General features: G+C 61.8%; 23 protein-coding genes. 7 read left to right on the plus strand and 16 right to left on the minus strand.

Features of this window, described 5'->3' with window-relative positions; translation table 11 throughout:
- Positions 1–14 precede the first annotated feature (14 nt).
- From HJB84_RS25220 to HJB84_RS25235, 4 genes are all read right to left on the minus strand, one after another.
- Positions 15–605 carry a TetR/AcrR family transcriptional regulator gene (locus tag HJB84_RS25220; RefSeq protein WP_207584568.1) on the minus strand — a complete coding sequence of 197 codons (591 nt, stop codon included), beginning with the start codon at positions 603–605 and terminating at the stop codon, positions 15–17.
- 139 nt (positions 606–744) lie between these two features.
- Positions 745–1,473, minus strand: coding sequence for an RNA polymerase sigma factor (locus tag HJB84_RS25225; protein WP_207584569.1), 729 nt, complete (start codon positions 1,471–1,473; stop codon positions 745–747).
- Between the two features lie 39 nt (positions 1,474–1,512).
- Positions 1,513–1,833 carry a cupredoxin family copper-binding protein gene (locus tag HJB84_RS25230; RefSeq protein ID WP_207584570.1) on the minus strand — a complete coding sequence of 107 codons (321 nt, stop codon included), beginning with the start codon at positions 1,831–1,833 and terminating at the stop codon, positions 1,513–1,515.
- Positions 1,834–1,840: 7 nt separating this feature from the next.
- A complete protein-coding gene (locus HJB84_RS25235; RefSeq protein WP_221117213.1) occupies positions 1,841–2,362 on the minus strand; it encodes a DUF4142 domain-containing protein in 522 nt (173 codons plus the stop codon).
- 430 nt (positions 2,363–2,792) lie between these two features.
- On the opposite strand from HJB84_RS25235, the gene HJB84_RS33695 reads away from it, so the two are divergent.
- Both HJB84_RS33695 and HJB84_RS33700 read left to right on the plus strand, forming a co-directional pair.
- On the plus strand, positions 2,793–3,098 hold the full coding sequence (locus HJB84_RS33695; protein WP_246762822.1) for a hypothetical protein: 306 nt from the start codon (positions 2,793–2,795) through the stop codon (positions 3,096–3,098).
- 3 nt (positions 3,099–3,101) lie between these two features.
- Entirely contained in the window at positions 3,102–3,368 is a 267-nt protein-coding gene (locus tag HJB84_RS33700; protein WP_246762830.1) for a hypothetical protein, read from the plus strand.
- 56 nt (positions 3,369–3,424) lie between these two features.
- Here the strand turns inward: HJB84_RS33700 and HJB84_RS25245 are convergent, their stop codons facing one another.
- The 8 genes from HJB84_RS25245 to HJB84_RS25280 form a co-directional block, all read right to left on the minus strand.
- The gene (locus HJB84_RS25245; protein WP_221117214.1) at positions 3,425–4,870 is read right to left on the minus strand and encodes an aldehyde dehydrogenase; all 1,446 of its coding nucleotides are present in this window, start codon (positions 4,868–4,870) and stop codon (positions 3,425–3,427) included.
- A 23-nt stretch (positions 4,871–4,893) separates the two neighbouring features.
- Positions 4,894–5,679: a coniferyl-alcohol dehydrogenase gene (locus HJB84_RS25250; protein ID WP_207584573.1), complete on the minus strand. Its 786-nt coding sequence runs from the start codon at positions 5,677–5,679 to the stop codon at positions 4,894–4,896.
- 36 nt (positions 5,680–5,715) lie between these two features.
- The gene (locus HJB84_RS25255; RefSeq protein ID WP_207584574.1) at positions 5,716–6,741 is read right to left on the minus strand and encodes a branched-chain amino acid ABC transporter permease; all 1,026 of its coding nucleotides are present in this window, start codon (positions 6,739–6,741) and stop codon (positions 5,716–5,718) included.
- Positions 6,738–7,652 carry a branched-chain amino acid ABC transporter permease gene (locus HJB84_RS25260; protein WP_207584575.1) on the minus strand — a complete coding sequence of 305 codons (915 nt, stop codon included), beginning with the start codon at positions 7,650–7,652 and terminating at the stop codon, positions 6,738–6,740. Before HJB84_RS25260 ends, HJB84_RS25255 begins: the two co-directional genes overlap by 4 nt.
- Positions 7,649–8,377: an ABC transporter ATP-binding protein gene (locus tag HJB84_RS25265; protein WP_207584576.1), complete on the minus strand. Its 729-nt coding sequence runs from the start codon at positions 8,375–8,377 to the stop codon at positions 7,649–7,651. Before HJB84_RS25265 ends, HJB84_RS25260 begins: the two co-directional genes overlap by 4 nt.
- Complete coding sequence (locus tag HJB84_RS25270; protein ID WP_405049034.1) at positions 8,374–9,126, minus strand: ABC transporter ATP-binding protein; 753 nt, start codon at positions 9,124–9,126, stop codon at positions 8,374–8,376. Before HJB84_RS25270 ends, HJB84_RS25265 begins: the two co-directional genes overlap by 4 nt.
- Before the next feature lie 13 nt (positions 9,127–9,139).
- Positions 9,140–10,459, minus strand: a complete 1,320-nt coding sequence (locus HJB84_RS25275; RefSeq protein ID WP_207584577.1) for an ABC transporter substrate-binding protein — start codon at positions 10,457–10,459, stop codon at positions 9,140–9,142.
- A 71-nt stretch (positions 10,460–10,530) separates the two neighbouring features.
- Positions 10,531–11,964, minus strand: coding sequence for an aldehyde dehydrogenase (locus tag HJB84_RS25280; protein ID WP_246762832.1), 1,434 nt, complete (start codon positions 11,962–11,964; stop codon positions 10,531–10,533).
- A 254-nt stretch (positions 11,965–12,218) separates the two neighbouring features.
- Between HJB84_RS25280 and HJB84_RS25285 the strand changes: the two genes are divergently transcribed.
- Positions 12,219–13,115, plus strand: a complete 897-nt coding sequence (locus HJB84_RS25285; RefSeq protein WP_221117215.1) for an AraC family transcriptional regulator — start codon at positions 12,219–12,221, stop codon at positions 13,113–13,115.
- Positions 13,116–13,452: 337 nt separating this feature from the next.
- Here HJB84_RS25285 and HJB84_RS25290 read toward each other — a convergent pair whose 3' ends face one another.
- Entirely contained in the window at positions 13,453–14,325 is an 873-nt protein-coding gene (locus tag HJB84_RS25290) for an NmrA family NAD(P)-binding protein (protein WP_221117216.1), read from the minus strand.
- A 45-nt stretch (positions 14,326–14,370) separates the two neighbouring features.
- Positions 14,371–14,793 (minus strand): DoxX family protein, encoded by a 423-nt coding sequence (locus HJB84_RS25295; protein WP_207584581.1) that lies wholly within the window; start codon positions 14,791–14,793, stop codon positions 14,371–14,373.
- A gap of 119 nt (positions 14,794–14,912) precedes the next feature.
- On the opposite strand from HJB84_RS25295, the gene HJB84_RS25300 reads away from it, so the two are divergent.
- The 3 genes from HJB84_RS25300 (at position 14,913) to HJB84_RS25310 (ending at position 17,140) form a co-directional block, all read left to right on the plus strand.
- Positions 14,913–15,818 carry a LysR family transcriptional regulator gene (locus HJB84_RS25300; protein ID WP_207584582.1) on the plus strand — a complete coding sequence of 302 codons (906 nt, stop codon included), beginning with the start codon at positions 14,913–14,915 and terminating at the stop codon, positions 15,816–15,818.
- Between the two features lie 478 nt (positions 15,819–16,296).
- Positions 16,297–16,653, plus strand: coding sequence for a helix-turn-helix transcriptional regulator (locus HJB84_RS25305; protein ID WP_221117217.1), 357 nt, complete (start codon positions 16,297–16,299; stop codon positions 16,651–16,653).
- Positions 16,637–17,140 (plus strand): SRPBCC family protein, encoded by a 504-nt coding sequence (locus HJB84_RS25310; protein WP_207584584.1) that lies wholly within the window; start codon positions 16,637–16,639, stop codon positions 17,138–17,140. Before HJB84_RS25305 ends, HJB84_RS25310 begins: the two co-directional genes overlap by 17 nt.
- Positions 17,141–17,317: 177 nt before the next feature.
- Here HJB84_RS25310 and HJB84_RS25315 read toward each other — a convergent pair whose 3' ends face one another.
- Both HJB84_RS25315 and HJB84_RS25320 read right to left on the minus strand, forming a co-directional pair.
- On the minus strand, positions 17,318–18,724 hold the full coding sequence (locus HJB84_RS25315; RefSeq protein WP_221117218.1) for an adenylate/guanylate cyclase domain-containing protein: 1,407 nt from the start codon (positions 18,722–18,724) through the stop codon (positions 17,318–17,320).
- A gap of 123 nt (positions 18,725–18,847) precedes the next feature.
- The gene (locus tag HJB84_RS25320) at positions 18,848–19,333 is read right to left on the minus strand and encodes a MarR family winged helix-turn-helix transcriptional regulator (RefSeq protein WP_221117219.1); all 486 of its coding nucleotides are present in this window, start codon (positions 19,331–19,333) and stop codon (positions 18,848–18,850) included.
- 216 nt (positions 19,334–19,549) lie between these two features.
- On the opposite strand from HJB84_RS25320, the gene HJB84_RS25325 reads away from it, so the two are divergent.
- A complete protein-coding gene (locus HJB84_RS25325; RefSeq protein ID WP_221117220.1) occupies positions 19,550–21,133 on the plus strand; it encodes an AMP-binding protein in 1,584 nt (527 codons plus the stop codon).
- The last annotated feature ends 1 nt before the right edge of the window (position 21,134 follow it).

Here is a 21,134-nt window from a genome sequence, read left to right on the forward strand (position 1 = left end):
CCGGCCAAAATTGTTCAGGTTACAAGGGCGGGCAAAACGAAACCTTCAAAGCTGTCGAATGGCGACCGGTTACGTTCGACCTTGGCACGCGTGACCGCGCCTTCGAACGCGTCGATCAACGCGACGGCAACCTGTCCCGGGTCCTTTCCGGCCGGCAATTCGCCCTGGGCCTGGGCTTCCCGGAGGCATTCGGTGAGCGAGGCCATCCATTGGCGATAGATTGCCGCCAGCGTAATGCGTACATGCTCGCTCGACGGCGTGACCTCGAGCGCCATATTCCCGATCAGGCAGCCAACCGCGTAACCGCGGCGCTCGTGAAACTCTGCTAGGCTCGCGAAATAGCGCGCGATACGCGCGAGCGGCGCCATGTTGTGATCGGCCAAGATCGGGCCGTAGGTAGCAACCACCGAATCCCAATACTCGGTCAGTACCTCGACAGCGAAGGCCTCCTTGCTTTCGAAATAATTGTAGAACGAACCCTTGGGCACACCGGCGACCGACGTAATCTCCTGCACGCCCGTGGCATTGAAGCCGCGGGTGCTGATGAGGTTTCCCCCCTTATCCAGGAGGCGCGATCGCGTTTCGGGATTGGCTGGTCTAGGCATGAATAGATATATGACCGGTCGTCTTGTTATTGTCAAGCAGTTTTTGGTGGGGACACGGGTAACACATTCACACCCGCTACGATCGCTGCGCCAACACCTTCATGGGCGCAATCACCCTCGCCGCCATCCTCCTATTTGGCTACCCCGTTGTGAGTCCTGAGCCTAGGGCGGCAATGACGCGATCGGCCATGAAAGCGCACCGGGCGCCATTGAACGGAAACAGCGCCGAGAATGCGCCGGAGAGCCGTTTTTCGATCGACTGACGCATCATCTTCCGCGCCCGGTGCAATCGGGTCTTGGCAGTTTCGGGTCTTATGCCGAGATAGGATGCGGCCTCGTCGGTGCTCATGCCCTCGACATCACGCAGTACGAAGACGGCGCGAAAATCATCCGGAAGTTCGTCGACCGCATGTTCGAGGAGATGCCGCGCCTGGCTCCGCGACAGCTCGGTTTCTGGATCGGTTGCGGACAAGGAGGAAGGAAATTGTAGTACTTCACCGCCCGGCGATGTCGTCTGCATGTCGATTTCCTCGAGCCTAGCTGTGTTCTTTCGGCGCCGCACGCGGCCCAGCGCTTCGTTGATCGCAATTCGGGTCAGCCACGTCGAAAACTGCGCATCGGCTCGGAACGCCGCCAGATTGGTGAATGCTTTGATATAGGCGGCCTGAACGACGTCTTCCGCCTCGGCATCGTTGCGGATGATGGCGCGCGCGGTGCGGAACAGGCGCTGGTTGTGGCGTTGAATGATGGTGCGGATGGCGGGCTCGTCGCCCATTTTCGCCAAGGGCACGAGATCTGCGTCGGAGAATGTCGACATCTGCTGCTGGTGCTGCTGCTGTCGCTCGGTCGGAACCGGAATGGCTGTCATGGGAATCCTCCGCCTGCCGTATTTGATTGAAGCCCGGCCCTATGGCCGGACGTCCAGTTTGCCCGTCATGGCCGGATGAAAGCGGCAATAGAAGTCGACTGCTCCCGCTCGGCTGATCGTCATGCGACCTTCCGATTTCGGCGGCAGGTCGATATCGAAGCTTTTGTCGCGGGCCGTCACCGTGTGCCGGAAGATATCATCATTTCGCCAGACGATCACGTCGCCCACATGCAGTTCGGCAGGCGGCGCGCTGTATTTCATCCCTGCAATGGTGACTTGGTATTCCGCGGCAGAGGCGACGCCGCCGCCTGTCCAGAGTAGCGCACACAGCAGCGGCAGCGATTTCGTCAGCAAATGCATCGCCAGTCTACTTCATCGTCGAGGCAAGATGCTCGGCATGCATCTGGTGCTGCTTGAACAGGGTCAGGCCCGTTTCCAGGAGCGACTTGAGCTCGTTGTTCTGCGCCGAGGGGATCAGCACCTTGGCAAGCGCATCGTTGACCGACTTGTGATAGGCGACTTCGTTTTCGACATAGGCCTTGTCGAAAGCCGCGCCGTCGAGAGCGTCAAGCGTCTTCAACTCCTTGCTTGCTTGAGTCGAGAGCGACTGGCTGATCTTGTTGTCTTCAGGCGTCACCTTTAGTTTCTTGACGAGGGCGAGCGCCTGATCGTTGACGGCCTTGTGGTCGCGCTCCATGGTCTTGGCGAATTCAATGACTTCGGCATTCTTGCTTTTCTTCAACGCCTGATCCGCGGCGGTGACGTCGATCTGTCCCGCCGTATAGGCGATATGAGCAATCTGAGGGTCGGTCGGCTTTGCATCGGCGGCGATCGAAGCCGTGCCGAGCGAGGCTGCCAGGAGGGTTGCGCCGAGAATCTGTTTCAACATGATCTGTCTCCTTTGTGTCCATGTGACGGAATGGCTTCTGCGGCGGTGGCCCCTTTGGAAGCAGGCATTGGATGCAGATCGGCCGAAAAGGTTCCCGGAAATTTTTGCAGGCAAGCGGCGCCTCATCGGCGTCGGCCGCCGCCAAGCCCCTCGGATCACCAGCAGCTTTCGAAACGCGTGGCAGGCCGCTCAATCATAGTCAAAAATACGTCGATGCTATCCGTTTCGCGCGCAAAACATCCGACCGGGGATGGCGCCGAAGCACTTTTTTTAAGCCTTGCCGCCTTGGATGGGATCGCGCTTGTCACGGGGACAGCGGCACGATTGGTCGGCAGGGATACGGGAATACGACATGGTCCATAGCAGTTGTGCACTTATGATCCGCCGCTGGTTCTACGGCTGCGGTGTATTGCGTTAAGGCTCGATGTGCATGGTCGAGACAACGAACGGTTCGGGTTGGAATGCGGCGCATCAGGATCGAGTTCCCGATGATCCCGGCAGCATTGAAGCGCCAACTGATCTCAAAGATCAGAAAGACAGATTCTGCGCGGAGATCGCGGCATTGGCGACGGCTGTCCTGAGCGGAGATCTGACGCGGCGGATGAATGCCGACTACGCCGATCCGGATCTCTCCCGTTCGGCTGTCATCCTCAATGAGCTGATCGTGTCGATTGACGATAACTTGTCCGATTTCAACGATGCGATGGCCGCTCTCGCCCACGGGGATCTCCATTGAGGCATGCGGGACAAACATCGCGGCGCCTTCGGACAATTGCAGAAGAACTTCAATCTCGCCCTGGCGACGGTCCGCACCGTGCTGGGCGAACAGGGTTCGGGCCCGTTCACGGAGAAGGCGACGAAATTTCGCCGGATGCTGGCGGGCTTCAGATCGAATGGGGTCGCTTTCGAAATCCGGATCTCCGATGAAGATTCACGGCCAATTCCTTCGCCTCCCCATGATCTCTGGCTGAAACTTGCCGATGCGCTGGATGGCTTCTCAGCCTGAACATTGACCGCGCCACAACTGCAATAGCCGTTGTGGCACGGTGATGTGTTTCGTCGTCAGAAGGGGTAATGCTGGGCGGAATCCTCGATCGTGATCCAGCGCAGGTCGGTGAATTCGGCGATCGCCGCCTTGCCGCCGAAGCGGCCGTAGCCGCTGCCCTTGACGCCGCCGAAGGGCATCTGCGCCTCGTCGTGCAGCGTTGGGCCGTTGATGTGGCAGATGCCGGATTCGATCCGGGCCGCAACTGCCATCGCCCGTTGCACGTTACGGCTGAAGACGGCCGACGACAGGCCGTATTCGGTATCGTTGGCGATGCGGATCGCTTCTTCCTCGCCGGAGACGCGAATGATCGGCTTGACCGGGCCGAAGGATTCTTCCGCATAGACGCGCATGTCGGATGTGACGTGATCGAGCAGCGTCGCCTCGACCACGGTGCCGGAGCGCTTGCCGCCGGCTACGAGTTTTGCCCCCTTGGCCGTCGCATCGGCGATCAGCTCTTCCATCTTTTTGGCTGCATCGAGGCTGATCAGCGAACCGAGAACGACATGGCCGCGTGGGTCGCCTGCCGGCAGCTGGCTGGCGCGGGCGGCCAGCTTGGCGACGAACTGATCGGCGATCGTCGCGTCGACGATGATCCGCTCCGTCGACATGCAGATCTGGCCCTGATGCATGAAGGCGCCGAAAATGGCGGCATTGACGGCGCCGTCGATATCGGCGTCGTCGAGGATAACCAGCGGCGCCTTGCCGCCGAGTTCGAGGAGAGCGGGTTTGAGATGCCTGCCGCAGGTCTCGGCGATGATCCTGCCGACTTTGGTCGATCCGGTGAAGTTCACGCGCTTGACCGCGGGATGGGCAATCAGCGCGGCGACGATCTCAGGCGCATCTTCGGGCGCGTTGGTAAGAACGTTGATGACGCCAGCTGGCAGGCCGGCCTCGGTCAGCACTGTGGCGATTAGCCGGTGTGTGCCCGGGCATTGTTCGGATGCCTTGAGGATGACGGTGTTGCCGCAGGCGATTGGCATGGCGATGGCGCGGGTGGCGAGAATGACGGGCGCGTTCCAGGGAGCGATCGCCAGGCAGACGCCGGCCGCCTGGCGAACGCCCATGGCGAGCGTGCCGGGCTTGTCGGACGGGATGATTTCGCCTGATATCTGCGTCGTCATGGCGCCGGCCTCGCGCAGGATATTGGCGGCGAGCATGACGTTGAAGCCGGCCCAGCGCGCGGTCGCGCCGGTTTCCTCGATCATCAGCCGGGTAAATTCGCCCACTTTGGAATCCATGATGTCGGCAGCCTTCATCAGGATGGCGCGGCGCTGGCCAGGGCCGGTCTTTGACCAGGCGCCGAAGGCGACGGCGGCGGCATCGACGGCTGCGGCAACGTCTTCCAGATTGGCGGCGGCGGCGCGGCTTGCGAGCTTCTCGGTGAAGGGATCTAGGCGGTCGTAGGTCCGGCCGCCGGAGGCTGCGCGGTCCGCGCCGTTGATGAGGAGGGAAATATTCATCTGGGGTCTCCTGAGGGAAAGAACTAGAAGCCGAGGACTTCGGCGTTGATGGATGCTTCGAGGCCGCCGTCGGTGGCTAGATTGGCGCCGTTGATCCAGCGCCCGCCGTCAGAGCAGAGGAAGAGCACGGCGGGCGCGATATCGGCGGCGGTGCCGGCGCGGCCGACGCGGGTAATGTCGCTGTCGACCCTGGCGTCGCCGAGCACGGCGCGGAACTGTTTAAGGATCGGCGTTTCCACCGGCCCGGGGCTGACCGCATTGACCCGGATGCCACGGTTCTTGAACAATGGTTGGTGGGCCGCGCGCATGGTCCAGAGTAGGAGCAGTTCCTTGGAGAGCGGGTAGCCTTGCTCGTCCTTGAGGCCGTGTTCGCGAACGATCGCCGCCACATCGGGAAAGCCCTCGATTGATGTCAGCGACTTTGCTCGCTCGAGATTGGCGCGCCAACCGTAGCCGGCGATCGAGGCGACGTTGACGATGGCGCTGCCTTCGCGCAGGCGGGGTGCCACGGCTTCCGACAGGGCGCGAAGACCGTAGAAGTTGACCGCGAGCGTCGCGACGACGCCGGTGCTGCCGGAAAGGCCGGCGACATTGGCGAGCGCATCCAGGCGCGTCGGGAGCCGTGCAACGATCTCGGCAACGCCCGATGGCGTGGACAGATCGCCCGTGATGAAGGCGGCGCCTCCATTGGCCGGCTCGCGCACATCGACACCGATGACCTCGGCGCCCATCTGGCCGGCCAGTTCCGCCGTCCGGGCGCCGATGCCGGAAGCCACTCCGGTTACCAGGATTGTTTTACCAAAAAGCATCAACGTCACCTTTCACAATAGAATCCGGAAGCCGGCTCATTCTTCCCATTTGATCTTATTCGGACCGGGCAATTTCAGCCGGTAGCCGACGGGAAGAAGTTGCAGGTCGAAGCGGCGCTCGATTTCGCCCCAGAGGCCGCGCGGCAGGTAGAGCGAGAAAATCAGGGCGGTGGCGCCGAGGCCGATCAGGTACCACACGCCGGCTCCGCCGAAGAAGGTCTCGATCATGAAGAACAGGACGGCGCCGATGATCGCGCCTTCGAACTTGCCGATCCCGCCGACCAGCACCATGAAGATCATGTAGGCCGTCCATTGGACGCTGAAATAAGTCTTCGGCTGGAAGGTGGTGGCAGTCGCCAGCCACAGGCCTCCGGCGATCGCGATGCCGAAGGCGGCGAGCACGAAGAGCAGCCTCTTGGTGGCGATCACACGCACGCCGACCGAGGTCGCCGCCTCTTCATTGTCGCGGATCGCCTGCATGGCCGCGCCGGCGCGGCTGCGCATCAGCATGAAGAGCGCACCGAGCAGGGCGGTCATGGACGCGAGCGCAAGCCAGTAGATTGTCGCCCGCCGCGTGCCGCTGTCATAGACGTTGAGCGAGATCAGCGAGGTTCCGGTTTCTCCCTGGATCAGCCGGTCGAGGTTGACGAGCAGGTGGGCGAGTTCGGCGATGACCCACATGCCGATCGCGAACTCGCCGCCCTTCAGCCGCAGCATGAACAGCGAAAGCGGGATCGACAGCGCGCCGGTCACGATCGCGGCCGCAAAGAGCGCGATGAACGGATCGAGCCCGGCATCGGCGAGCCGAATGGTGAAGTAGGCGCCGAGCCCGAAGAACACCTGTTGGCCGACCGAAACCAGCCCGCCAAAACCGGCGAGCGCATTCCACATGGCAGCAAGAATTACGTAGATGAACAGGGCCGTCATCCGGTCGATCGCGCCGGCGCCGAGGACGGCGGGGGCGAAGATCAGCAGGACAAGCACCGCGGCCATGGAGCCAAGCGCCACCCGCGACGATTTCGTCCAGCGTTCTATCGATATGCCGTTGGAGACAAAGGTCATGTCGGGCTCCGGAGACGTGCACGAAGGTTGAAAAACGCACCGAGCTTGTCGAGTTGAGGCATGCCGAAGCGGGACAGCCTGATGAAAAGTACCAGCAGAAATACGGCGTGGCCGCCAATCAGGAAGCCTTGCGGATGCAATTGCGCACCGAGCGATTGGGCAAGGCCAAGAACGATGCCGCCGGCAAGCGTGCCCCACAGCGATCCCGCTCCGCCGATGACAGCCGTCTCGAAAGCGAAGAGAAGCTGCGGGCCGCCGGCATAGGGGCTGAAAGTTGCCCGCATCCCGAGAAAGGCGCCGGCAATCCCGATGGTGACCATGGTGATCGCGGTGGCGACGGCATTGACCCTGCGCGCATCGATGCCGACCAGCCCTGCCGTATCGGGATCCTCGGCCGTGGCGCGGATGGCGCGGCCGAGCGCAAAGCGGCCGAGGAAAAACTGCAGCCCCCCGAGAATGAAGACTGCCGTCACCATCATCATGACGGCAAGCTTGCCGACGAAGATGTGGCCCGGCAACTGCCAGGACGCATAGGACAGGTTGCCGATGAAGGGCGCGAGCGACCGTGTGTCGGCGCCGAACTGCTCAAACAGCAGGTTGTCGATGACGATCGACAGGCCGAAGGTTGTGAGGATCGGCAGCAGCGTCCCGCCACGGGCGCTGCGTTCCAGAATGAATCGCTGCAGCAGCCAGCCGAGGATCGCCATGACGGGCAGCACGATCAGCAGGCCGGCGAAAGGCGGAATGCCGGCCTTGGCGGCAAGCAGCCACAGCCCATATGCGGCCGCGACCGCCAGGCTGCCATGGGCGAGATTGATGATCCGCATGACGGAGAACATGAAGGACAGGCCGCAGGCGATGACGGCGTAGTAGCCCCCGAGCAGAATGCCCTGGATCAGAGTGTTGATCATGATGCGCTCCTTTCGCCGGCGGCCCGGTGCAATCCGAAATAGGCCTGGGTGACGTGCTCGCGAGTGACGGCTGCGGCCGGCCTGTCGAGGACGATGCGTCCTTCCAGCATGCAGATGACGCGGCTTGCCACGCTCATGGCGCGGGCAAGGTCCTGCTCTACGAGCACGATGGTCGTTCCCGAGGTCAGCAATGCCTGCAGTTGGGCGTAGACGCGATCGACGACCAGAGGCGAAAGTCCGAGCGAGACTTCGTCCAGCAGAAGAATATCGGGATTGCTCATCAGCGCCCGGCCGATGGCAGTCGCCTGCTGTTCCCCGCCCGAGAGATGCCCGGTCTTTGCGTGGCGGCGGGGTTTGAGGTTCGGGAAGGCGTCGAGGACGCGGTCGACGCTCCATTCACCCTTGCGGCCGCAGCTCTTTCCGAGAAGCAGGTTCTCTTCCACGGTCATCTGCGAGAAAAGGCGCCGGCCTTCCGGCACCAGGGCAATGCCCTTGGCGATCCGTTTGTGGGAAGGGACGGCGGCCAGGTCTTCATCGTTGAGAAGGACTTGGCCGGAGCATGGAAGATGGGCGCCGGCGATCGATCTGAGCAGCGTCGTCTTGCCCGCGCCGTTGGCGCCGACCAGTGCCAGCACCTCACTCTTGGCAATATCGAAACTGACGCCGCGCACCGCCTGAAGCAGGCCGTGGCGGACGTCGAGGTCGCGGATGGAGAGAAGGCTCATGCGGGTGTCCCTCCGAGATAGGCCTTGACCACCTCCGCATTGCTCATGACCATTTTCGGCTCGCCGTCGGCGATAATCCTGCCCGCGTCCATGCAGATCAGCCGTTCCGCCACCTGCAGAAGGATATGGACGATGTGCTCGATCCAGACGATGCCGATACCGCGGCGGCGCAATTCGAGGATGGTTTCGACGAGCTCGCTCGCCTCGCCATCGGTCAGTCCTCCGCCGATCTCGTCGAGCAGCAACAGCCTCGGCTGCGTGGCCAGCGCACGGGCAAGCTCCAGGCGTTTGCGATCGAGAAGGCCGAGCGTGTCGGCCGGGCGGTTGGCGACGTCGAGCATGCCGCAGAGCGACAGCGAATCCACCACCCGCTGATATGCTTCGTCGCGGCTTGCGGCATTGCCGTGCGATGCGGCGACGAAGACGTTTTCGAAGGTCGTCATGCCGCTGAAGGGTTTGGGAACCTGATGGGTCCGGACGAGCCCGGAGCGGCAGCGCTCCGCCGCCGTCCGGCTCGTGACATCGGCGCCATCGAAGGTGACGGTTCCCGCACTTGGCGGGAAGGCGCCGGCGAGCACGCTGAGCAGCGTCGTCTTGCCCGCGCCATTCGGCCCGACGATGCCGACCGCGTCGCCATCGCCCATGGAAAAATCCAGGTTTTCCAGGACGACGAGCGCGCCGAACTGCTTGTGGATCCCCTTGGCCGAGAGAAAGGCTCCCCCCGGCCGATTTTGAGCTAGCTGCTGCACTATCCGTTATCCGTTATCCGTTATAAGCGATGAGCTTGGCGCCGACCGGCACATTGGGGTCGGTGGCGTTTTCGGTGACGACATAGTCGAGCGCGAATTTCGAGCCCTCTGCCGCCTTCACCCATTGCGTGCCGATGATCGGCCCGGGAGAGACGTTGGCGACCGGGCCGCTGGTGAAGTCGACCTTGCCGGCGATCGTCGTCGTCTTCAGCGTGCTGATCGCTTTGGCCACTGCCTCTTTGCTCTTGACGTCGGTACTGGCCTTCAGCGCATCGAAGCCTGCATCGAGAAGTGCAAGGCTGGCGCCGAGCTGCTGTGTCCACTGTTTGCCGCTTGCCGTTTCGTAGCCGTCTGCGAGCTCGGTTCCGGACACGCCCGTCAGCGTCGATTTGTAGGGGAAGGCCTTATGCCAGTAGGCGGCGCTGCCAATGTTCAAGCCGAGGTCGCCGAGCGCCTCGATGTCGGAAGGAAACAGCCCCGTCTTGGCGACCTGGCAGATCTTGATCTGCTGGGTAAGGCCCTGTTGCGCGGCCTGACGCCAGAAGGCGGCGAAATCTGGCGGTATCGGGAACGAGTTGAAGATCTCGACGCCCTCCTGCCGGAAGAGAGCGATCTGCGCCGTAAAATCGGTGGTTCCGGTTTCATAGGCGCCGGGATCGACGATGGTGAAGCCCGCCTTGGCAAGCGCCGGCGCCAGATGGGTGCGGATCGCATTGCCATCGGCGTCGTTTGGATACATGACGCCGACCTTCTTGTTGGTCTCGATCAGGTTCCATTGCGAAACATAGGCCTTGTGGAACTCTTCGACGCCGAAGCCGAAATGATAGGTCCACTTGAACGGTGAAGGCGCGCCCGGCTTGGCGCCGCGACCGAAATACCAGGCTTCCCAGGGCATGACTGTCGAGAGGCAGGGAATACCGGCCGCTTCACAGGCGTCGGCCACCGGATTGATGGTTTCGGGCGTCGAGACGGCGAGCATCAGGTCGATCGCCTTGTTGTTGATCAGGTCCTTCGCCAGTTGGCCGGCGCGCGAGGGATCGGACTGGGTGTCCTGGTCGAGGATCTCCACCTTCCAGGTCTTGCCGCCCGCCTGCAGGCCGTTCGCCAGCGCCTTGCGCGCGAGGTCGAGCACGTAACCGTCGGTCTCGCCGAAGCCGCCGAGCGGGCCGGTGCGCGGGCTGATGAAGCCGACCTTCAGCGTATCGCCGCTCTGAGCGAAGGCCGTGCGACCGGAGAGCGCCAGTGCTGTTCCGCCCGCTGCGGCCGATGCGATGAAAGAGCGGCGGGTGAGCGATGCTGCGTTGAATTTTCCGTTGCGGAAAATGCCGTTCATGAAATCATTCCTCCCTCTTGATGCTGGCCTCTTGGGCCTGCTCCCATTGTTCATCCCGCCCGATCTGGTGATTAGATCGGGTAGTGCCGTTTTCCCGATGCCATGGTGATCCATCTCAGCTCGGTGAATTCGTCGATCGCGGCCTTGCCGCCGAAGCGCCCGTAGCCGCTCGATTTGACGCCGCCGAACGGCATCTGCGGCTCGTCGGAAACTGTGGCCTCATTGATGTGGCAGATGCCGGATTCGAGCCGCATGGCAACGGCAAGCGCGGCACTGACGTCGGCGCTGAAGACGGCGGCCGAGAGCCCGTATTCGTTGTCGTTGGCGACCGTCACGGCCTCGTCAACGCTGCCGACCCTGACGATCGCCGCGACAGGCCCGAAGCTCTCCTCACGGTAGATGCGCATGGCCGGCGTCACGTGATCGATGACGGTCGCGTCCATCAGCGTCCCGTGGGCCTGACCGCCGCAGACGAGGACTGCACCCTTCTGCAGCGCGTCGTCGATAAGCGACCTGACGCGGCGCACCGCCTCTGCGTTGATCAGCGTCCCGAGCGGCGTGTTGCCGTCCCCTGGGTGGCCTGCAACGAGGGTCGCGGCTTTCGTCCCGAACTTGCCGACGAAGTGGTCGGCGATCTCGTCCATCAGGATGATCCGCTCCGTCGACATGCAGATCTGGCCCTGGTTCATGAAGGCGCCGAAGGCGGCGGCGCTGACGGCCTCGTCGATATCGGCGTCGGCAAGCACGATGAACGGCGCCTTGCCGCCGAGTTCGAGCAGGCAGCGCTTCAGATGGCGTGCCGAGGCTTCGGCGATGATCCTGCCGACACGCGTGGAGCCGGTGAAGTTGATGCGGCGCACGGCCGGATGGGCGATCAGGGCGGCGACGACTGCGGCGGCATCGCTCGGCGCATTGGAGACGACATTGACGACGCCGCGCGGGAAACCGGCGTCACGCATGATGTCGCCGATCAGGCCATGGGTCTTCGGGCAGAGTTCGGAGGCCTTCAGGACAACGGTGTTGCCGCAGGCAAGCGGCATGGCGACGGCGCGGGTGCCGAGAATGATCGGCGCGTTCCAGGGGGCAATGCCGACGCAGACGCCTGCCGGCTGGCGCACGGCCATAGCGAGGCTGCCGGGAATGCCCGACGGAATGAGTTCGCCTGATATTTGCGTGGTCATCGCCGCCGCCTCGCGAAGAATATCGGCGCCGAGCCCGCAATTGATCGCCGCCCATTGGGCGGTGGCGCCGGTTTCGCCGGTCATGGCGGCAATGAGCTCCGGCGTGCGGGCCTCCAGCAGATCGGCGGCGGCATTCAGAAGCCGGCGCCGTTCGCCGGGGCCGGTCTGTGACCAGTCGGGAAAGGCGGCTGCGGCCGCATTGGCTGCCCGCGTCATGTCGGCGACGGATCCCGCCGAAGCAATCGTTGCGACATCGCCGGTCAGCGGATCCATGCGTTCGAAGGTGGCCCCCTCGAAAGCCTCCATCGCCTCGTTATTGATCATCAGCTTTGCCGAAAACACTGTTTCACCCACCCGCCATGTGCTGGCGCTTGCATTGTTGCCATGGGGAGAAAGACGAGCCGACGCCGCAGCCTCAAGGCCGCCTGACCATCTGTGTGTCTGTCGGAATGCCTCCTCCCAAAGGCTGATGACGGTCAGGTTACGCCGATCATCGGCGGATGGAATGCGATTTATTGGGTTAATATTGTAATTATCCGGCGATTGCTGCAATGATTGGTGGAAGCGGAGGAGAGGCGTTGGCGACGGACGGAGGCATTCATCATTATGCCAGGGGCGAGTGGCACGCGCCGTCGCTTTCGCATCGGCGCATCCGTCTTCAGAAGGGACTCTATGCCGATTTCCACCATTTCCTTCTGCTCGGGGAGGGGCGGGCCGAGCTTCACTTCGACAGCGGCGAGGATCGGCCGTTGCAGGGACCGCTGCTTGCCTTCCTGCCGCCTCAGGCTCGCTGCGACCTGTCGATTTCTGCCGGAACCGCTGCCCATCTCGTTGGAACCTCGCCGCAGATCATGGTCGATGCGATCGGCGACAAGGTGGAATCCTATTCGCTGCGCATCTTCACCGAGCAGCGCAGGCTGGTCGAGGCATTGGATCCCCTGCTGATAGCCGAAATCAGTCCGCTGATTTTGGGTTTCGTGCGGGAACTCAGTGATCCCTTGCGTTCCTCCTGGATGGTCGCGTCCGCCTATATCAGGTTGATCCTGATGGCGCTGTGGCGCGGGGATGGCGAGAGAAGCGAGCCGCGCGGGCAGGGCGAAACCGGATCGATCCTGCAAAGATATCGGCAACTCGTCGAGGCCGGCTTCCGCCAGCACCGGCCCATCAGCGACTACGCCGCGGAATTGGGCGTCACCGCCGACCGGCTTCATTCGATCTGCCAAAGGGCGCTCGGCCGCTCGCCGATCCAGCTTTTGCACGAGCGCGTGGTGCAGGAGGCAAAGCTGAGATTGGAGCGCTCGGCCCGCAATATCCAAGAAATCTCCGACGGCCTCGGCTTTCGCGACCCGACCTATTTCAGCCATTTCTTCAAACGCAAGACCGGCCTTTCCCCCGCCGGCTACCGCGAGATCGCCCGCGCGTCGGCCGGATCGGAAAACAGCATGCTCTCCTCGGGCTATGCCGATTGGCCTTAGGCTCGGGGTTCATTGGTCAAAGTTGGAATTTGCCGGTCTTGGATCGCAAATCACATTGATATGGAAGTTCCAACAGACGTAGGACTGCAATGCGCCAATAGTAACCGTCACAACGGATCGGGTGAACGACCGCTTTGGGGCCGCAAGCTGCCGGTCCGCTATGGAATGAAGAGACGTGGATAGCGGCATTTGGCCTAGGAACCGCCTGCGCGGCAAGGTTGAGCCTGGCAGGCGGGAGTGGAGGCGCTTCGCGTTGCTTTGAGCTGTTGAGCTCTGCCCGCGATGCGTCCGGCGCAGAAGCGGGCAGTCTCCGTCTCATACTTGATCCGTCCCGGATTTACGCTTTGGCGGTGTTCTGTGCAGCCTCGAATACATCGCGTGCGGACATCGTACCCGCTACGTGCTCCGTACCCGCGATTCCGAGGTCCATCCATCCTGCATTCACGGCCTCAAACATTTCTTCGGCAGGTCCGGTGTGGCCCTTCGGGATGCCGAATTGCTCGAACGCTTCCGCCCATCCTGCACGCGGGACTGCAAAGGCTTTCACGTCGAGATTCAGGACTTCACCCAATTGCTCCGCGACTTCATCCGCGGTGACCATCGAACCAAGCTCGACGACGCGCTGCCCTGACCACGCTGGCCCGGTCAAAAGGGTTGCGACTTCCGCGCCGATGTCGTTCGTCGCGACCATGGTCGATTTCCGGTCTGTCGGATTGTAGTAGACCGGTAGCGTTCCGCCCCGGGCGACCTGCAAGCCGTAGAGGAAATTTTCGAAGAAGCCGCCTGCACGCACAAATGCGATTGGGGATGTCAAGTCGCGAAAACCTTGCTCCAGAAGCGACAAGGCCGTGAGCATCCCGAGCCCGCTGGTTCTGTTCGCACCCATCGACGAAAGGGCAACCACTCGCGGCGGCGCTGCCTTGGTGAGCGCCTCAACATAGTTTGCAATCACGCCCTTTGCTTCTTTGTAATCGGGCGAGGGCGCCCAGACAGCCGGCAACATGACGAACACGCCTTCGACGCCTTTGAGCGCTTGCTCGATGGCTGCCGAATCATTCCAATCGCCGTCTACCAGTTCCACGCCCTGGTTCGCCCAGTTAACCGCCTTCTCGCGATTGCGGACGAGCGCGCGCACTTCCTTGCCGTGCGTCAACAGATGTTCCGCCGTTGCGCCGCCCACTTTTCCCGTGATTCCCATTACTAAAAACATGTGTTTTCTCCTGATGATGAGGGACAGAGCACTGCCCCTGTTGGTTCAATGAATGAGCGGTAGAATGGCCCGGATTCGGGGATCGCGCGCGTAGAGGCCGCCCCATGTCATCGCTCCCAGAAGCAGGGAAATGATTTCCGGCGGCGACCCCAACTCACCAATGCGGACATGGGCGCAGATGGCACCTCCCAAAAAGCCCGTCACTAGGATCGCGCCGAGGACGGCAGTGGCCTGGATGGCGTAAAGGATGGCGCAGGCGAGTATGATCGGACCCACGACACGGGTCAGGTCCATCGCGAACCCGGTTTCCTGCAACATGCTCGCGATCTGTGCCGGCGCGAAAAGCTGAATAGTGCCGTCTGCCACCAGAGCGAGAACGACAAACGCGCTCATTATCCGGCCGGCCCACAGGGCACGATGCAAGGTCATAGTTTCAGGCACCTGATGCAGCTTCATAGTTTCGGACACTTGTCATTCTCCGATGAGGGGATCCCATATTCGGAGCTTACTGTGTCGCCTAGGTATGATAAACACCGAGGAAATTAACTAACTGTTCTCTTTGTGGAGAACAATGCCGAGGCACGAAAATGCAGAATCTCGAACCCATCCTCATTTTCATAACGGTAGCAGAAATGGGGAGCTTCACCCGCGCGGCCGATAGCCTGGGCATCCAAAAGGGGAGAGCCTCAACGGCGGTGCGGAAGCTGGAAGAAGATGTCGGTGTCAGGCTCCTGCACCGGACGACGCGCAGCGTGCAGTTGACGGAGGACGGGCGCGCATTTCATGCCCGTGCCCGCGATCTGCTTGCTGAAGTCGATGACCTACACTCGATGTTCGCAGGCGATCACGTGGCACTTCGCGGGCGTTTACGGGTCGATCTTCCGACCGAGGTTGCGCGCAAAACGATCGTGCCGGTCTTGCCGGATTTCATGGCGACTTATCCCGAATTGGAGCTGGAGGTGTCGAGTACGGACCGCCAGGTTGATCTGGTTCAAGAGGGGTTCGACTGTGTATTGCGGCTTGGACCCATAAGGGACGAGACGCTAATTGCCCGCCCACTGGGACTGTTGCGCATGGTCAACGCTGCCAGTCCCGCCTACCTGGCGCGCTATGGCACTCCTCGATCGCTAGAAGATCTCCAGCGTCAGGAACACCGGACAATTCATTTTTCGACGATGCTAGGCGCAAGACCCTATGGATGGGAATATCCGGACGGCGACAGTTACGCGACGATTCAGTTGCCAGGTGCGCTACACGTCAACAGCGCGCAGACCTACGAAGCTGCTGCCCTCGCTGGCCTTGGCTTGATTCAGGCGCCACTCTTGGGGATTGGCCCATACTTAGAGAGTGGAGCGCTTGTGGAGATCATACCCGATTTTCGTCGCCGGGCGCTCGCCGTTTCCCTCGTCGTAGCACATCGGAGCAATCTTTCGCGCCGAGTCCGCGCATTCATGAAATGGATCGAAGATGTGCTGACACCGTATCTGGAATAGGAGACGAACATCTTCATCCGGCCCTCGAAATCAACATTCTGAAGTTGTGTCTGCCGGTCGGCGGCCGGCGGTCCAACAGAATGCGACACTGAAACCGGCGACCTTTTGAAATCTGACAGAGATATCCTCAAACTTTCCGCCTTCTGTCTCCACAACGCCGTGCCAATGCAACAGAACCATTCCGTATCAGGTTCGGAGCTATCCTGTTGCTCGCAACCTTATCCGGGGCCGCCCGTCGATCTCCGTAAGGCAGCAAACGGGCAATGGGAACGAATGGTCGCTTTCGGGGGCGGCTCACTTTGCCTGGGAACGGCGAGGATGAGGGCGCGAAGCTGCCGAAACACTTCTGCAGCTGTCGGCCCACGCCAGACGATTTTTGCTGCCGCCGCCGCGGCGTATGACCTCGGATGCCGGTCTACGGCGTGGAAAGTTCGGGACGCTTGTGCTTCCTGCGCGAACAGGGTAGATACTGAACTAGATGGTTCAGTATCTAGGTCCTCCTCTCGATCTCTCGTTTGCGGCGCTGTCCGACGCGACCCGCCGCGGGATCATCGATCAGCTTGGGCGAGGGGACGCGTCGATCACCAGTCTCGCGGATAAGTTCCAGATGACGCTGACCGGCATGAAGAAGCACGTCCAGGTTCTTGAGCGGGCGGGGCTCGTCGTCACGCAGAAGATCGGACGGGTGAGAACCTGCAAGCTTGGGGAACGCGGCCTCAAGGCGGAGGCCGAGTGGATCGAGGCGCATCGCAAGCTCTTCCAGGCCCGCTTCGAAGCATTGGACGAAATCATCAGCGAAATGAAACAGGAGGGAAGGGATGACTCAGCAAGTTAACAGTGCAGGTGATGCGCAGAACCGCACGTCAGTCGAGCGCAGAGGGGATCGCGAACTCGTCGTAACGCGGACATTCAATGCGCCGCCGAGCACGGTTTACAAGGCGTGGAGCCAGCCCGAGCTGTTCCAGCGCTGGTGGATGCCAAAATCGGTATCCGGCGTGTCGCTCGTGTCGTGCGATATGGACGTCCGTACCGGCGGCAAATATCGGCTGGAATTCGGCGCCGGCGGTTCGGACACCATGGCCTTCTACGGCAAGTATCTCGAGGTGGTGCCGAACGAGCGCATCGTCTGGACCAACGACGAGGGCGAAGAGGGCGCGATCACGACCGTGACCTTCGAGGACCAGGGCGGGAGGACACTACTCAATTTCCACGAAGTCTATCCGTCCAAGCAGGCGCTTGAGGAAGCACTACAGGGCTCGGCGGCCGCATTGCCGGAGCAGTTGGAGCAGCTCGACGAATTGCTTTCCAGCCTGGGCGAGTAGCGAGGGTCGGGAAGCTCGCCTCGTGGGAACGTCTGCTCTTGGGAGGACGTGACTCCACGGCCTTTCTGGCCGGAGCGAAAGCGCGAAGCTGCCAAACACAGATTGCCCAATGAAAGTCCGCAATGGACCGTAGCGGAAACTGCTGACGTTCACTTGACCTCGAAGAGCAGACCAACCTCACGACAGGGCAAAAATTCTGACTTCCCGCCCGATGCCCTGAAGTTCCGCCATCCGGGAGGCGGATTTTATGCCGCTGTCACGCAGGATCTCCGAAACCTGGGCATCCCCGACAATCGCTTCCGTCGTCATGATCACGTTGGGATCGGCAAGGCCCTGAACGCGGGAAGCGATGTTGACGGTCTGGCCGAAATAGTCCTGCCGGTCGTTCAGGTTGACTGCAAGGCATGGTCCTTCATGGATGCCGATCTTCAGCAGGAGATCGTCGCTGCCGTGTTCGGCATTTAGACGAAGCATCGCCTCCCGCATCCGAAGTGCGGCCGCCACTGCGCGGTCCGGGCTCGGAAAGGTCGCCATCACGGCATCGCCTATGGTTTTGACCACCGCTCCGGCCTCCGTGGCGACGATCTCGTGCAAAACCCTGAAATGCGCCCGCACCAGATCGAAAGCGGCAAGATCTCCGACGCGCTCGTAAAGAGCAGTCGAGCCTCTCAGGTCGGTGAAGAGGAAAGTCAGGCTGGTGATTTTGAGGCGCTGGTCGACGTCGAGCGTGTCGGTCCGATAGATGTCGCGGAAACTCTGGTTCGTCAGCAGACGTTTAGCGGTCAGAAAAGCGCGCCTGCTACCCAGCAGATCGTGCAGGTCATCTCCAGCGATGCAAACGTTTGGTACGACTCTGCTATCGGTGTGGTTTTCAAGGGTCAGCCGCAGCAAGCCGGGACGCAGCGTGACCGTTTCGTTCAGCGCATGCCCCCGACTGATGACCATTGAGAGGTTTTGACGTTCGTCGGTGGGCTCACCCTTCACGTCGATGAACTGCGCCGAGTGCGTTACCGCATCGAAGATGATGACGAATTGCGCCGGCAGTTGCAGTGAGACGAAAGCCTTCTCGCCCGGAGCCAACTCGATCATCTCCAACATGATGCGGGCGAACTTCGCTTCCAGATCCTCCGGCAAGTCGACGCCGGAGCTGAAGAAGATTTGGCGGTAGTATTCAAGCGGAGTCAGCCGATCGGGGTCGTGGGCAGCGATCCTGCGAACGCGTGGACTGACTGTGAACGTTACCTCGACCATCTCGTCGAGGGTGGGTTCGTATCCGGCGGCGCAAAGCGCACAATGGTACGTCTCATGGACGACCCCTTTGAGAGTTGCGCCACTGTCAAGAACTCCGCCGCATCCCGGGCAAAGGACATTCCAGGTCATCTCGAACGCCCCTATGCGGGCTGCATGCAGAAGCGCTGCGATCGTTTTCTCTTCATCGAGATGATGCGTCTTGGCGAAGGCGAGCGCATTGATGCGATTGAGATCGCGATCCGAGCCATGCATGACGACGTTTTCTATACACTCGACCGTCTGCGGGTCAGCCGCCTGTCGCAATGTGGCAAAAAGCCCGTCCATTTCACTCATGAGACAAGTCTCCGTGTGCATAACCCACGGCGGACAACGCCAGGGCCGGGATCATAACACGGGAGTTTCCCAATAGAAATCTATGGGCTTAAATGCTGCTTGCTTCACAAGCGGAAGCGGGTTTCAGCCCCCCTTATAGATCCGCTTCAGCGCGGCCAACAGCGCATCCATTTCGTCCGGCGAAAACAGCTCGATGAAGCGCTGTTCATGCATGGCGATCAGCGCGCGTGCCCGCGCGAGCATGGCGCGTCCCGCCTCCGTCAGATGCAGTTCCTGGCGCCGGCGATCTGCCGCGGAAGGACGGCGCTCGATGAAGTCACGGGCCGCCAACCGATTGACGAGGGCCATCATGGTCGCGCGATCGGTGCCGAGCGTATTGGCAAGGTCGATCTGCGATACGCCGGGATTGCCCGCGACAAGTTCCATCACTGCGAGCTGCTTCTGCGTCAGCCGAAGCTCCTCCATGGTTTCAGCGAAGTCGCGATAGATCGCGACATGCGCCATGCGCAGATGAAAGCCCAGGAGATCGCCGAGCCGACCGACGTCGAGCGGCGGCGTAAAGGAGGCCTCCTCGGCTTCGACATCCTCCGGCGGGGGTTTTGTGCGCATCGTTCGCTCTCGTTTCGTTCGGGGATCATAACCATCAAAATCAGCGGGTTAGTCAATATCCCTGTTGGCGGCAGCAGGGATATTTTCCCGCGATCCTCCGAAGGCTCGGATTTGCCGAAAAACAGCCTCTTGCATCTCGTCGGAAAAAGATATTAGTATGTGTTGCATACAAATTTGATGCCTGCGGCGGAGGAGCGGCGGGCATGGGAGGAGAAAATGGTGCATTCCTTTTCCGGGATGGCTTCTTCGGCGGATTGCGGACTGGTGAAGGATGATCCGATCCTCTACCGCGCCCGCGTCGCGCCGGATCGTCGGGCTCTGTTCGAGATCGCCACCGGCCGGCAGCTGACCTATGCCGAACTCGATGTGCGGATTGCCCGCTGCGCCGGTTTCCTCCGCGATATGCTGGGAGAGCGGCGGGACGGGGCGCGTGTCGCCATGCTGGCGCGCAATTCGATGGATTCGCTCGTGCTTGCCTTTGCCTGCCAGCGCGCCGGCGCCATCTACGTGCCGCTTAACTGGCGCCTCAATGCCGCCGAGCTTCGGCCGATCCTTGCCGATTGCACGCCGGCTCTCCTAGTCCACGACGAAGAGTTTTCGGCAGCCGTGACAAGCCTTGCGGACGTTGATCCCCAGATGACGGTGATCGCGACGGCCGATGGCCCGGGCGGGTTTGCCGCGCGGATCGAGGCGAGCCTCCCGGGGGAGCCCGTGCCCGTCGATGCGGATCAGCCTTGCGTCCTGCTCTATACGTCGGGCACGACGGGCCAGCCGAAGGGCGTCGTCATCACCCGCAGCAACGCCTTCTTTGCTGCCGTCAATTTTTCCTTCGTCGGCGAGATAGGGCCGGGATCGGTCGCTTTGTGCGACCTGCCGTTCTTCCACACGATCGGCCTGATCGCCGTGGCGCGCACAACATTGATGCTGGGCGGCACGCTTGTCGTCTCCGACCGGTTCACGCCGGCGCGCACACTCGCAGTCCTTGCCGATCGGCAACGCGCCATCAGCCATTATTTCGCCGTGCCGCAGATCGCGCTCGCCCTGCGCGGCGACCCCGCTTATAGCGCCGCGGCTCTTTCCGGCCTGCACGCGCTCTTCGTCGGCGGCGCGCCGCTGACCCAGCCGTTGATCGAAAGCTATCTCGGCGATGGCGTGGCACTGGTCAACGGTTACGGCATGAGCGAGGCGGGAACGGTGCTGCATGTGCCGATCGACCGGCGTGCCGTCCAGGATAATCCCGGCAGTGTCGGTCTTCCCGCACCGCTTCTCGACATCCGTATCGTCGGCGAAGAGGGCAGCGACGTCGGGGAAGGCGAGATCGGCGAATTATGGCTGCGCGGGCCGGCGGTGACGCCGGGCTATTGGAACAAGCCTGAAGAGACCGCTGTCGCCTTCACCGACGGCTGGTACCGCACCGGCGATCTCGGCCGCCGCGAAGCCAACGGCTTCTATCAGATCGTCGACCGGCTGAAGGACATGTATATCAGCGGTGGCGAGAATGTTTATCCCGCCGAGGTCGAAGCAGCGCTCGCAAGCCATCCCGATATCCTCGACGTCGCGGTCGTCGGTATTCCCGATATCAGGTGGGGCGAATGCGGCGTCGCGTATGTCGTGCAGCGGCCGGGTGCCGCGGCAACGGGCGAGGAGATTGCCGGCCATTGCGCGGCAAGGCTCTCCGCCTTCAAGCGCCCGGCCCGCATCCTCTTCATCGAGAGTATTCCCCGCACCGCCTCCGGCAAGGTGCAGAAACACGTTCTACGCCGGTTGCATTCCGACGAAACCCTTCAACGACAGGCCTGAT

This window comes from Rhizobium sp. NZLR1b (genome assembly GCF_019685155.1).
Classification (GTDB): domain Bacteria; phylum Pseudomonadota; class Alphaproteobacteria; order Rhizobiales; family Rhizobiaceae; genus Rhizobium.